Source organism: Methylocystis sp. NC52PC (assembly GCF_055698645.1).
Genome location: NZ_CP170127.1, coordinates 2,295,084 through 2,307,981 on the forward strand (window position 1 = coordinate 2,295,084; position 12,898 = coordinate 2,307,981).

Here is a 12,898-nt window from a genome sequence, read left to right on the forward strand (position 1 = left end):
CGCTGCCCTAATACCGTTTGAGGACGCTCAGATGGCGTGGTCTTGAAGCCTTTCGGGAGCTCATTAATTGCCGCTCTTGAACTCATTGGGGAGTGAACGTGATGTCACGCAACCTCGCTTTTATCATTGCCTGCTCGACTGCTCTGTCGTTTGTCAGTCCTATCGGCCTAGCGGCTCAACATGGTACGGCAGAGGAGGCCAAAGCCTTGCTGAAGAAGGCGGTTGTGGCCGTAAAAGAAGACAAGAAGGCAGCACTTGATATGTTCAACAAAAGCGGAGGCGGCTTCAGAGATCGTGATTTGTATGTATTCTGCGCCAACGCCTCGGATGGCGCTTTAACTGCGCATCCTACCATGAAGGGCGAACACCTGCAGGACATCAAGGGCAAGAAGGGCTTTCCCCTTGGTCAGGAAATGTTGCGGAATGCAACCGAGGGAACGACAAAGGAAGTGACTTATTGGTGGCCGCGTCCCGGCACAGACACGCCGTTAGAGAAAACCACGTTCTACACAAAAGTAGGCGATCAAATTTGCGGGGTCGGATACTATAAGGGATGACGCCGCTTCGCTTCGCCGAAAACCAACGCACCGGAGCCGTGGCGACATGGGAATTTTGTATTCTTAAGAGGGCATATCAAGGCAATTGGCGGCTCGCCTGCTTCGCCCTCCGGGCGAGCCGTTCATTCTTCCATTTGCGGTTTAGCTGCCGGAGAGCCCGTGGTTGTGTGCGTTCCTACAATGCCTCTCCGTCTCTTCGAGTTGCTTCAGCAGCGCTTCGAACTCATCCGGCAGTGGCTCTCGAGCGACCGGGCCGTAATATAGGCGAAGACCGTTCCCAACTTCACGCTGGATAAGGGCTTTGTCTTCACGCGCGAGGATTGTTTGCATGACACACCGTTGTGGCAATTCCCGAACGCCGATGATCGTGGGTTTGATCCAACTAACCGCAAAAATCGATTCTCAAGCTGTTGGTCGAACTCTCTGCATTTTCAGTGTCACGCTTGCTTGCTTGTGCCTGCGAGAGCTCAAAACCGCCGCCCTCTAAATCGCGAAGAATAAGACCAACGCCAGCGCGGCGTCAGAAACGGTCTGGCATCTTGGAACGAGCACCTTGGAGATTGGAATATGGCGCTGCGGATGGACAACGTAGGAATCGTCGTTGAAGATCTCGGAGGGGCGACTGATTTCTTTCAAGAGCTCGGCTTCGAGTTCGAAGGGCGGGCAACAATCGAAGGAGAATGGGCCGGACGTGTCACTGGATTGGGCGACCAGCGTGTTGAGATTGCGATGATGCGTACACCGGACGGCCACAGCCGGCTCGAGCTCTCCCGCTTCCTCAGGCCGCCTGTCGTCGCAGATCACCGAAACGCCCCGGTCAACGCCCTAGGCTACCTCCGCGTCATGTTCGCCGTGGACGACATTGACGAGACGCTCGAACGGCTCCGCGTTCGCGGCGCGCAGCTCGTAGGCGAAGTCGTCCAGTATAAAGACGCGTATCGGCTCTGCTACATCCGTGGGCCTGAAGGGCTTCTCATCGGATTGGCCGAAGAAGTCACCCAGCGCGACACCAAGACAAAAAGCGAAGAGTGACCAATATCGTGATTCAGCGCCAAAACTCGCGCGGCCGATCACCTTGTAAGAGGCACAAACTCGGAACAAATTCCGAGATTTCGCCGGAAGGGTCCGAGGCGAGGAATTTTTTCAACGGATAAGTGTCTGATTTCATGGCGAGAGAGACGGGGCTCGAACCCGCGACCTCCGGCGTGACAGGCCGGCGCTCTAACCAACTGAGCTACTCCCCCGCGCGGCGCGTTGTTCGCGCGAGGACTGCGGGATAGGGCAGCCGCAGACCAATGTCAAGGCGGTTCGACTCGGATGCGGCGGGGGTCGTGAACGCGCGGGCAGGTCAACCGCCACGAGCCCGGCCATGCCTGAAAATCGTGGGAAAGGCCGGGCGCCCGACTCGCCCGGGCGTGCGCGCCGTCCCTTCGGAGCGGGCCATCGGACGGGCCGCGCGAACCGGCCGGAAGCCAAAAAAGTTGAACGCTCTCCGACCGCGACATAAGACAAGGAACGCGTTTCGGGTCCAGACGCAGGGCGGGGCTCCGGGACCATCCAAGGCCTTTCAGGCCGCTCAACCCGCGAAAGGCTTTGTCGCTTGGACGATCTCGACATCCGCCGCCGGCGCATCAGGGTTCGCGCCTGGCGGCGCGGCATGCGCGAACTCGACATTTTGATGGGCGGCTTCGTCGACGCCCGGGTCGACGCGCTGGCGGAGCCGGAACTCGTCGAACTGGAGGCGCTGCTCGATCTGCCCGACGCCGAGCTCTTGAGCTGGCTCGCCGGCGGTGCGCCGCCGCCGCCCGAGCGGGACACGGCCCTACTTAGAGCCATTATCGCCTTCCACACCCACGACGGACCCCTCCATTGAACAAGGCGGCAGCGAAGACGAAAGGCGCGGCCGGCGCGCTTGAGACGGCGCGCGCGCGCCTCGCCGGGGGCGAGCGGCTGCTGTTCTCCCGCGCGCCGGAGGGGTTCGACGCCTTTCTCTGCGCCGATCTCGCCCGGGCGCTGGCGCGCGAGGCGGAGGGGCGCCCGGCCGTCTTCGTCCATGTCGCGCGCGACGCCGCCCGCTCCGCCGCCTTCCGCGAAGCGCTGCGCTTCGCCAATCCCGAGGTCGAGGTCCTCGACGTCCCGGGCTGGGACTGCCAGCCCTACGACCGCGTCTCGCCCCACGCCGGCATTGTCGCGCGCCGCATGACGGCGCTGTCCCGACTCGCCCGCGCCAGCTCCTCGGCCGAGCGCCCGCGCATCGTGACGGCCACGGCGGATTGCCTGCTGCAACGCGTCCCGCCGAGGAAGATGATCGCCGCGGAAAGCTTTTCGGCGGCGCCCGGCAATGTGGTGAAGCTCGACGAATTGGCCCACTGGCTGGAGGCCAATGGCTTTCTGCGCGCCAGCACCGTGCGCGAAACCGGCGAATACGCCCAGCGCGGCGGTCTGATCGATCTTTTTCCGCCCGGCCTGCCGGCCCCGATCCGTCTCGACTTCTTCGGCGATACGCTTGAATCGATCCGCAGCTTCGATCCCGAGACTCAGCGCGCCACGGGCCAGCTTCGCGCGCTCGACCTCACGCCGATGAGCGAATTGCGGCTCACGAGCGACACGATGCGCCGCTTCCGTCAAAATTACGCGGCGCGCTTCGGAGGACAGACGCGGGGCGACGCGCTCTACGAGGCGGTGAGCGAAGGCCGGCGCTATCACGGCATGGAGCATTGGCTGCCGCTCTTCTACGAGCGGATGGATACGCTCTTCGATTATCTCGGCGACGCGCCGTTGATGCTCGACGCGCTCGTCGAGGAGTCGGCGGGCGAGCGCTTGAAGCAGATCGCGGATTATTACGACGCGCGCAAGGAAGCCAACGACCTCGATCCGGCGAATTCCAGCTACAAACCCCTCGAGCCCGGCGCGCTTTATCTCACGGGCGAGGAATGGCGGGACTGCCTTTCGGCGCGCGGCGCGGCGCATTTCTCGCCTTTCGCCTCGGAGAGCGCCGACGCCATCGATTGCGGCGTCGCGCCCGGCCGCGACTTCGCGCCGGAGCGTAATGAGCCAGAGGTCAATGTGTTTCAAGCGGCGGCGGATCACGTGCAGGCGCTGCGCGGCGCCGGCAAGACCGTCATTGTCGCGGGCTGGTCCGACGGCTCCTGCGAACGTCTCGGCCATGTGCTGCAGGAGCACGGCCTGCGCGACCTACGCCCCGTCGCTTCGCTTCCGGCCGCGCTGGGGCAGGGCGCGGACAAGGGCCTGGGCGGGCTCGCGCTCGCCGTGCTCGGCGTCGAACATGGCTTCGAGACCCACCATTACGCCTTGGTGGGCGAACAGGACATTCTGGGCGACCGTCTGGTGCGCCGCCGCCGCAAGCGCAAGGCGACCGAGAATCTGCTCGGCGAAGTCGCGGCGCTCACGGCGGGCGATCTCGTGGTTCACGTCGACCACGGCATCGGCCGCTTCGTCGGGCTCGAGACGATCGCCGCCGCCGGCGCGCCGCATGACTGTCTCGAGCTGCATTACGCCGGCGGCGACAAGCTTTATCTGCCAGTCGAGAACATCGAGCTTCTCACCCGCTACGGCGGCGAGGACGCCGAGGCGCAGCTCGACAAGTTAGGCGGCGTCGGCTGGCAGACGCGCAAGGCGCGGATGAAGAACCGCATCCGCGAAATGGCCAAAGGCCTCATCGCGATTGCGGCGCAGCGCCAGCTTCGGCAGGCGCCCAAGCTCGTTCCGCCGGAAGGCCTTTACGACGAATTCTGCGCGCGTTTCCCCTACGACGAGACCGAGGACCAGCTCGCGGCGATCGACGCGGTGCTCGACGATTTGTCCGCCGGCCGCCCGATGGATCGGCTGGTTTGCGGCGACGTCGGCTTCGGCAAGACGGAAGTCGCGCTGCGCGCCGCCTTCTGCTCGGCGATCAATGGCAGGCAGGTCGCCGTCGTCGCGCCGACGACGTTGCTCGCGCGCCAGCATTACCGAACCTTTTGCGCGCGTTTCGTGGGCCTGCCCATCAAGATCGGCCGGCTGTCGCGCATGGTGGGCGCGGCCGAGGCGCGCGAGACCAAGCGTGAGCTTGCCGAAGGCAAAATCGAGATTCTCATCGGCACGCATGCGGTCCTGGGCAAGGGCGTCAATTTCAGCGATCTCGGCCTCGTCATCATCGACGAAGAGCAGCATTTCGGCGTCGCGCACAAGGAGCGCCTGAAGGAGCTGCGCGCCGAAGTGCATGTGCTGACGCTCTCGGCGACGCCGATCCCTCGCACGCTGCAGCTCGCGATGACCGGCGTGCGCGAACTCTCGCTCATCACCACGCCGCCCGTTGATCGCCTCGCCGTGCGCAGCTTCATCTCGCCCTTCGATCCTTTGATCGTCCGCGAGGCATTGTTGCGCGAGCGCTATCGCGGCGGACAGGCCTTCTTCGTCTGCCCCCGCATCGAGGATCTCGAAGAGGCGGCGGCCTTCCTGCGTGAGAATGTGCCCGAGTCGAAATATGTCGTCGCCCATGGCCAGATGTCGGCGAGCGAGCTCGAAGACAAAATGTCGGCCTTCTACGACGGCAAATTCGACATTCTGCTCTCCACGACGATCGTCGAATCGGGTCTCGACATTCCGACCGCCAATACGCTCATCGTCTGGCGCGCGGACATGTTCGGCCTTGCGCAGCTTTATCAACTGCGTGGCCGCGTCGGACGTTCGAAGACGCGAGCCTATGCGCTCTTCACCACGCCCGCGAACCGCACGATTACGCCCCAAGCGCAAAAGCGCCTCGAGGTGCTGCAAACGCTCGATACGCTCGGCGCGGGCTTCCAGCTGGCGAGCCACGATCTCGACATCCGCGGCGCCGGCAATCTGCTCGGCGAGGAGCAATCCGGCCATATCAAGGAAGTCGGCTACGAACTATATCAGCAGATGCTCGGCGATGCGATCGCCATGCTGAAGGCCGGCGTCGAAGAGCCCGAAGAGGAAGTCTGGTCGCCGACGATTGCGATCGGCGCGCCGGTCACCATTCCCGAAGACTACGTTCCCGATCTGACGCTGCGTCTGCAGCTTTATCGCCGCCTGTCGACCCTCGAAACCGATCAGGACATCGAGTCTTTCGCCGCCGAGATGATCGATCGCTTCGGCCCGATTCCGCCGGAAGTGGAGCAGCTCTTCGAAATCGTCGCCATCAAGGCCATGTGTCGCCGCGCTCATGTCGAAAAGGTCGACGCCGGACCCAAGGGCGTCATCATATCTTTCCGCGACAATCAATTCGCCAATCCGGCCGCGCTGGTGCGCTATGTCGCGGAGCAGGGGACACAGGCGAAGGTTCGCCCCGACATGCGCATCGTCTTCATCCGCGAATTCGAGACAATGAAGCAGCGCCTCGCTGGCACGCGCCGCATTCTGCGGGCGCTAGTCGATATAGCCGAGCAAAAAGCTTCGTAAACAATTGGCCACGCCGGGCTTGCGAAAGCGAGGCGCGACAATTGGCTTGGTGTTTTCGCCTTCTAGTCTGCTACACTTTGCCTTGCAAACGCCGCGCGACGGCTGTCGCAGCGACAACAAAATATTGGAGGGAGCATGACCGGTCGGGCCTTTTCTGTGACGACGAGCTTTGCGGCGCTGGCGCTGGCGCTGGGTCTCATTTCGGCCCGCGCGGAAGATGTGGACCACAGCAAGATGGACCACGGCGCGATGGATCATTCCGCGCATGGCGCCGGGGCGACGCAATGGGCGGATCCCGGCAAGGCGCAGGCGACGCCCCCCGCAACGAGCGGAGAGGCGCCCAAGGCTGACGAACACGCGGGCCATCACGGCGGGGGCGCCGGCGGCGGCATGATGGGCGGCATGGGCGGCATGATGGGCGGCGGCATGAGCCATGGCGGCGGTTCAGGCGGCATGGATCATGGCGGCGGCGGCATGGGGGGCATGATGGGCGGCATGAGCCACGGCGGCGGCTCCGGCGGGATGGATCATGGCGGCTCGGGGGGCGGCATGGGCGGCATGGGGGGAATGGGCGGCATGATGCAGCACATGATGTGCGGCTTCACCGAACATCTCGAAGGCCGGCTCGCCTATCTGAAGGCCGAGTTAAAGCTCACCGACCAGCAGTCGACGGCCTGGAGCAATTTTGCCGACGCTTGGCGCGCCGTGGCGCAGAAGGCCAAGGCCAAATGCGCAGCGACCGACGACCGTCCCGACTCGTCCAGGCCGGCGGTGCTGCAAAAGCTCGACAAGATGGAAAACCATATGGCCGACCATCTCGACATCGTGCGCGCGCAGAAAGCCGCGATCGAGCCGCTCTTCACCACGCTCTCGGACGAGCAGAAGAAAATCGCCAGCGAGACCATGACCAGCATGATGAAGGTCGGCATGTCGATGATGGGCGGCGGCATGGGCGGCATGATGGGTGGAATGGGCGGCATGATGGGCGGCATGAGCCATGGCGGCGGCAGCGGCGGCGGCATGCAGCACTGAGTTAAAAACCAATGTCGACGCGCCGAGATAAATAAGCCGCCGACAACGCCCCTCGTGCTTCGAGACGCCTGCTTCGCAGGCTCCTCAGCATGAGGGGCTTCTCCTTTTGCAAAAGTAACATAGGGCCTCATCCTGAGGAGCGCGCAACGCGCGCGTCTCGAAGGACGAGGCCCCTTAAGCTCAGAACAATTGCTGATTTCCGGGCTCTTACTCGCGTTCTTACTCCACTGAAAACTCCCGCATCATCCCCATGTCCTCATGTTCGAGGTTGTGGCAGTGATACATGAAGCGGCCTTTGAAATCGCCGAAAGGCTTGGCGATGCGGATCGTCTCGCCATGCGCGACGAGCACCGTATCCTTCAGTCCGCTGTCGATGAGGCCCTCGCGGATCGTCGCATAGGCTTCGGGGTCATCGCCCTCATAGCTGCGGCTCAAAATCTCGAAGGGCTGGCCGTGCAGATGTATGGGATGGGCCATATTCATCATGCCCATCATCCCCATGCCGCCGCCCATCATGCCGCCGCCCATTCCCATGCGGCGCATCCCCATGCCGCCCATGCCCCTGCCGCCCATTCCCATTCCCATCCCCATTCCCATGCCCATGCCCATGCCCCTGCCGCCGCCCTGCGCGTGGTAAATTTCGAAGAGCTGCACCGTATCAACGGGGATGCGCTCGATATCCATGACGTCGTCATGCCCATAGACGCGGCCATTCAGCATGACGGCCATATGGCCCATGGATAATTCGATCGGCCGGGGCGTGTCGCGATTGGCGATGTCGTCGGGCCGATAGCGCCGGATCGTCGAGAGCTTCTCGGGCAGTTTGGGACTGTCGCTCACCGCGCGCGCGACAGTCGCCGTGAACAGCGGGTATTCGTCGCCAACGAAGAGGCCGCTTCCCATCATCCGCTGCGCCATGGGCGGCACGAGCCCCTCGAATGCGCCGCTGCGCATGACGAGTTTGGAGCCCACCGCGCGTCCGCTGAAATCGACCCACAGATCGACGCGCTCGGCGGGGGCGAGCATCACATAAGGGCGCCGCTCCGGCTTCTCCAGGAGCCCGCCGTCGACGCCAATGACGGTCAGCGGCGTACCGTCGTCCCAGAGCAGCTTGTAGATGCGCGCATTCGAGCCGTTGAGAATTCGGAACCGATAGGCGCGGCTGTCGACCTCCAGCCGAAAATCCGGCCGCCCGTTGACGAGAATTCGCTCGCCATAAAAGCCGAACATGTCGCGATGCATGCCGCCCCAATAGGCGAGCTGGTTATTGTCGTCGAAGGAACGGTCCTGGAGGACGAGGGGAATTTCATATGCGCCCGAGGGTAGGCCGAGCGCGCGCTCTTCCTCGTCCTCCACAATGAGGCCGCCGGCAAGCCCGTGATAGACCTGCGTCGCCGTCGCCTCATGCGTATGGGGGTGATAGAAATTGAGGCTCGCGCGATTGCGCACGTCGAATTCGTAGACATAGGTCTCGCCGGGCTCGATCGCGGCCATGGGGTGGCCGTCAGCCTCCATCGGAACGTGCAGGCCGTGCCAATGGGTGATCGTCTGTTCCGGGAGCTCGTTGCGCAGCCGGAGGCGCACCCTCTGGCCTTTTTCAAAGCGCATCAGCGGCCCAAGGTAGCTGTCGGGCATCGGCGTCAGCGTCTGGGGAGGACCGTTGAGCAGATTGCCGGCATAGCGCCAGACCTGGGTGGGTTTGCCGGGAAGAATCGGAACCTGGTCCCGCCGGCAGATGAGTTCGATGTCGACATCGGGCTTGAACGTCTCGCTCGCGGCGCGCGGCGCACGTCGGGCCGGGGTCTGCGCGAGACTGGTCGCCGACGCCGCGAGCGCCGCTCCAGACCACAGGAAGATGCGTCGGTTGATCTCGAAGGTCTTGGCCATTCAGTGCGTTCCCTCTCGCGGGCGTGGCCCGCTCTTTTTTATTAGCTGACTTGAATATAAGCATTCTCGCGGCCCCGGCGCCTGCGTCATAAGGCGGCATGGGCGCAGGCGCGCGCCGCAAAAAACCCCAGAAGGTTTGCGAATGGCGCGGGCTGTGGCACATTCGACCCCACGATTTCACCTTCGGCTGAGGTACGGGCGGCGGCAGGGTGAAGGGTTTCTCCTGCGAGATGAACGAAACGGTTAGACAGAAGCCGCGTGGCGCAGCGATCGCCGCTGTCGCAATGGAACGGCTGTTCGATCCGCGCCTGCGCGGCGGCGTGACGCCGCGTCCGCGCTTTCTGGCGTTCATTCTTCTGTGCCTTCTCCTCCATCTTGCGATCGTCGCCTTCCTGCTGTGGGAGGACCGGCGCACCGAATTTGCGCCGCCCGTCGAGGAAACCCCGGTCGAAGTGATCACTGAACCGCCGCCGCCGCCGGAGGAGAAGAAGGAGGAGCCGCCTCCGCCGCCGGAGCCGCCGCAGCCTGAGCAGGAAAAACAGAAGCCGCCGCCGCCCCCGCCTCCGCCCGTGGAGGACGAGAAGCCGGCGACCGACGCGCCCAAGCTCGAGAGCAAGGCCAAGAGCGAACGGGACTCGCCCGAAGAGCAGAAAGAGGCGAAGACGCCGCGCAACGAGCCGCAGACGGAAAAGGTCGCGCCCAAGGACGAAAAGCCCGAGGGCTTGAAAGACGCGACCGACGAGGCCGACGGCGACAAGACGCCCGAGCCCGCGCCCGAAAAGGCGATCGAGGACAAGCCGGACGCCGAGATCATCGAGCGCGCCGAAAAGACGCCCACGCCGACGGAAAAGCCGGTGACGAAGGATACGAAGGCGGCGAAGAAGGGCCAGTCCAACACCATCGCCGATCAGGTGGCGGCGCTCGCGCCGCTCCCCGATTTCAAACTGGCCGCGCCGCCGAAGACCTCGCCGGTGGGCGGCGGCCAGGCGAAGACCACTTATCTGTCGATCCTCTACGGCCTCATCATGCCGCATATGCGGATTCCGGCGCGGGTGCGCGAAATCCCGATGTCGAGCCGGGGCGTCGTGGCTTTTTACATCGACGAGATGGGGAATCTGACCCATCAGGCCGTCTATAAGACCAGCGGCCTGCCAGACCTCGACGCCGCCGCGCTCGCCGCCGTCCGCGCCGCCGCGCCTTTCCCGGCGCCGCCGCGCGGCCTGCCGCATGCGATGCTGTTCACCTACGCGACGAAGTAGCGCTCTTCGCCGTCAACCGGCCAGCGCGATCGCCGAAACCAGCCGCCCGTAGTCGGGCTCCTGCCGATGGACGCTGCGCCGGTAGCTGAAGCAGCGGGCTTCGTCGACATAAGTGTCGACGCCCAGCGCCTCGAAGGAGGCGACCTCCAGCCGTTCGACGCGGGCCGCGATGAAGCCTTGCAGATCGAAGAAGGAATGTCCCACGCGCTCTGACGGAGAAAAGAAGCGCGCATTGCCGCGATCCGCGTCGAGAAAGCGCGCCGAAAACTCCGGTCCCACTTCATAGCTCGCGGCGCCGATCGCCGGCCCGAGCGCAATGTGGATATCGGCGCGCCGCGCGCCTTGCGCCTCCATGGCGGCGATGGTCGCCTCGATCATGCCGGTGAAGGCGCCTTTCCAGCCCGCGTGGCAGGCCCCGATCACCCCCGCCCGCGCGTCGGCGAACAGCAGCATGCCGCAATCGGCCCCGGTGACGCCGAGCGCCAGCGACGCTTCGCGCGTCACGAGCCCGTCACAGCGCGGCCGCGCCTCGGCGGGCCAGGGTTCGCGCACGGTCTGGGCGTCTGCGGAGTGAATCTGGAACGGAACCAGCAGCCGTTCCGGCGTCACGTCGACGCGCGCCGCCATGCGGGCGCGGTTCTCCTGCACGCGGGCTGGCTCGTCCTTCGAGCCGACGCCGCCATTGAGCGAGCCATAGACTCCCTCGGAGACGCCGCCCTCGCGGGTGAAGAAGGCGTGGCGCACGCCGGGCAGATCGAGGTTGGCGGCCTGAAGCGCGGGCGGCGCCGTCATGATGCATCCTCCCTAGATGAAGCCCGGCATGTCTGGCATGTCGGGGTGCGTCACCGCCATGACCTTGAACAAGCCGCCCATATGCTGGCGGGGCTCCTTCGTGCCTGTCAGCCGGTCGAGCGCGTCGACGATTCCCTGCGCCTGTTCGGGCGTCGCCTTCTTCATCAGCGACTGAGCGCGTCGCTCGATGCCGAGTTGCAGCAGGAAATGCGATTGCGTGACCGGCCCCATCACCTTGGCGCCCTCGGCGCGCGCGGCGCGGGCGAGCGCCGCGAAATCCACATGGACGGTCAAATCCGCCTCGCCGGGTTCGGCGAGCGGATCGACATACGCATGCCGCGCGACGGCTTGAAGACTGTCGCCGAGCGACGTCTCGGTATAACCATAGTCGATCACGAGCATCGCGCCGCCCTCGCGCACGAGCCGCGCCGCGATCTCGCCCATGATCCGCTGCGCGACGGCGCTCACTTCGATGATCGACCCCTCGCGGGCGGGAATACGGAGAGAGGGCTCGGTCTGGTCGGACAGTCCGAAAACAAGGTCGCCGGAGGCGTCGACCCCGACAAGCCGCTCGCGCCAGCCGGTGATGGTCCGCACGAAATGACGCGCGGGCATCGCGTCGAAGAACTCATTGGCCAGAATGATCGCGGGGCCGGGCGGCGTGTCGGCGATGTCGGCGCTCCAACTCACGGGCTTGGCCGCCCGGGCGAGCGTCTGCTCCTGAATTCGGCGCAGCGCCGGGCTCATCTCCACGAGATGGACGATGATGGCGTCGAGGAAGTCGGGCGCGATGCGCGCGACGCGCAGCACGTCGGACATCAGCGTGCCGCGTCCAGGACCCAGTTCGATCAGCCGCGCGGGATCGGGCGCGCCCGACAGGCGCCAGGCCTCGCTCGCCCAGACGCCGAGAAGCTCGCCGAACATCTGGCTGATTTCCGGCGCCGTGACGAAATCGCCGCCGGCTCCGAAGGGATCGCGGGTCATGTAATAGCCGTAGCGCGGATGGCCGAGACAGAGGCCCATGTAGCGTTCGAGCGAGATCGGCCCGTCATGGGCGATCATCGCCGCAATCTCCTGTTTCAACGGATTCATGCGGGCGCGCTCCTACGGCGCAGCGAAAAGAGGACGATGGCCGCGCCGGCGACGATGAGCGGCAGGGAGAGGACCATGCCCATGGTCAGGCCATGCGGCAGCGCCTCCTGCACCGGGTCCGGCTCGCGGAAGAATTCGCAGAAAATTCGGGCGAATCCATAGCCGATCCCGAACAGGCCGGTGACAAGTCCGGGTTGCTTCAGGCCGCCGGCGCGGGCCACCAGCCACAGCAGCGCGAACAGCGCGAGGCCTTCGAGTCCGGCTTCATAAAGCTGGCTCGGATGGCGCGGGGCGTCGCCCGCGGGCGGAAAAACCATGGCCCAGGGAACGTCGGTCTCGCGCCCCCACATCTCCGGCTTGATGAAATTGGCGAGACGACCAAAGAAAAGGCCAATGGGGGAGACCGCCGCACAAATATCCGCGACGGTGAGGAAGGGCGCGCCATGGCTGCGCGCAAAGAGCGCCATGCCAATCACGGCGCCGATCAGCCCGCCGTGAAAGGCCATGCCGCCTTTCCAGGTTTGAAGGATTTCGAGCGGGTGAGAGAGGTAGAAAGATGGATCATAGAACAACACATGGCCGAGCCGCCCGCCGATGATGACGCCGAGCGCGGTGTTGACGATGAGATCGTCTATGCCCGCCTGACTTGGCCGCGGCTGCCCCGGCGCCCAAAGCGCGTCGTCGCTGACGAGCAGGCGCATGCCGATCCAGGCGCAAACAAAGCCGCCGATATAGGCCAGCGCATACCAGCGGATCGGCAACGGGCCCAGCTGAACCGCGACCGGATCGACGATGGGGAAGGGCAGGACGAAAAAGGGCATCAATAGGGTCCGGACGGGCGCGCGACTCAGGCCC

Annotated in this window: 11 protein-coding genes and 1 tRNA gene; 6 read left to right on the top strand and 6 right to left on the bottom strand. The window is 64.7% G+C overall.

Annotated elements, in window-relative coordinates; genetic code table 11:
- Window positions 1–101: 101 nt before the first annotated feature.
- Window positions 102–557, top strand: a complete 456-nt coding sequence (locus tag ACETII_RS13075; RefSeq protein ID WP_472785786.1) for a cache domain-containing protein — start codon at window positions 102–104, stop codon at window positions 555–557.
- A 141-nt stretch (window positions 558–698) separates the two neighbouring features.
- On the opposite strand, the gene ACETII_RS13080 is transcribed toward ACETII_RS13075, so the two are convergent.
- Entirely contained in the window at window positions 699–887 is a 189-nt protein-coding gene (locus ACETII_RS13080; protein WP_472785787.1) for a NepR family anti-sigma factor, read from the bottom strand.
- A 237-nt stretch (window positions 888–1,124) separates the two neighbouring features.
- Between ACETII_RS13080 and ACETII_RS13085 the strand changes: the two genes are divergently transcribed.
- Window positions 1,125–1,589 (top strand): VOC family protein, encoded by a 465-nt coding sequence (locus tag ACETII_RS13085; RefSeq protein WP_472785788.1) that lies wholly within the window; start codon window positions 1,125–1,127, stop codon window positions 1,587–1,589.
- 135 nt (window positions 1,590–1,724) lie between these two features.
- On the opposite strand, the gene ACETII_RS13090 is transcribed toward ACETII_RS13085, so the two are convergent.
- Window positions 1,725–1,801 (bottom strand) — tRNA-Asp (locus ACETII_RS13090).
- Window positions 1,802–2,157: 356 nt separating this feature from the next.
- Between ACETII_RS13090 and ACETII_RS13095 the strand changes: the two genes are divergently transcribed.
- The 3 genes from ACETII_RS13095 to ACETII_RS13105 all read left to right on the top strand — a co-directional run bounded on the left by ACETII_RS13095 (window position 2,158) and on the right by ACETII_RS13105 (window position 7,013).
- On the top strand, window positions 2,158–2,430 hold the full coding sequence (locus ACETII_RS13095; protein WP_472785789.1) for an FAD assembly factor SdhE: 273 nt from the start codon (window positions 2,158–2,160) through the stop codon (window positions 2,428–2,430).
- Window positions 2,427–5,981, top strand: a complete 3,555-nt coding sequence (mfd, locus tag ACETII_RS13100) for a transcription-repair coupling factor (protein WP_472785790.1) — start codon at window positions 2,427–2,429, stop codon at window positions 5,979–5,981. The genes ACETII_RS13095 and mfd overlap by 4 nt, the downstream gene beginning before the upstream one ends.
- Before the next feature lie 135 nt (window positions 5,982–6,116).
- Window positions 6,117–7,013, top strand: coding sequence for a Spy/CpxP family protein refolding chaperone (locus ACETII_RS13105; protein WP_472785791.1), 897 nt, complete (start codon window positions 6,117–6,119; stop codon window positions 7,011–7,013).
- A 219-nt stretch (window positions 7,014–7,232) separates the two neighbouring features.
- Here ACETII_RS13105 and ACETII_RS13110 read toward each other — a convergent pair whose 3' ends face one another.
- Entirely contained in the window at window positions 7,233–8,900 is a 1,668-nt protein-coding gene (locus ACETII_RS13110; RefSeq protein WP_472785792.1) for a multicopper oxidase family protein, read from the bottom strand.
- A gap of 209 nt (window positions 8,901–9,109) precedes the next feature.
- On the opposite strand from ACETII_RS13110, the gene ACETII_RS13115 reads away from it, so the two are divergent.
- Window positions 9,110–10,159: a TonB family protein gene (locus tag ACETII_RS13115; protein WP_472785793.1), complete on the top strand. Its 1,050-nt coding sequence runs from the start codon at window positions 9,110–9,112 to the stop codon at window positions 10,157–10,159.
- 12 nt (window positions 10,160–10,171) lie between these two features.
- Here ACETII_RS13115 and ACETII_RS13120 read toward each other — a convergent pair whose 3' ends face one another.
- Genes ACETII_RS13120 through lgt form a run of 3 tightly spaced genes read right to left on the bottom strand, consistent with a single transcriptional unit; the run spans window position 10,172 to window position 12,864 of the window.
- Complete coding sequence (locus ACETII_RS13120; protein WP_472785794.1) at window positions 10,172–10,951, bottom strand: purine nucleoside phosphorylase YfiH/LACC1 family protein; 780 nt, start codon at window positions 10,949–10,951, stop codon at window positions 10,172–10,174.
- Between the two features lie 12 nt (window positions 10,952–10,963).
- Window positions 10,964–12,043 (bottom strand): class I SAM-dependent methyltransferase, encoded by a 1,080-nt coding sequence (locus tag ACETII_RS13125; protein ID WP_472785795.1) that lies wholly within the window; start codon window positions 12,041–12,043, stop codon window positions 10,964–10,966.
- The gene (gene lgt / locus ACETII_RS13130) at window positions 12,040–12,864 is read right to left on the bottom strand and encodes a prolipoprotein diacylglyceryl transferase (protein WP_472785796.1); all 825 of its coding nucleotides are present in this window, start codon (window positions 12,862–12,864) and stop codon (window positions 12,040–12,042) included. The genes ACETII_RS13125 and lgt overlap by 4 nt, the downstream gene beginning before the upstream one ends.
- Window positions 12,865–12,898: the final 34 nt, after the last annotated feature.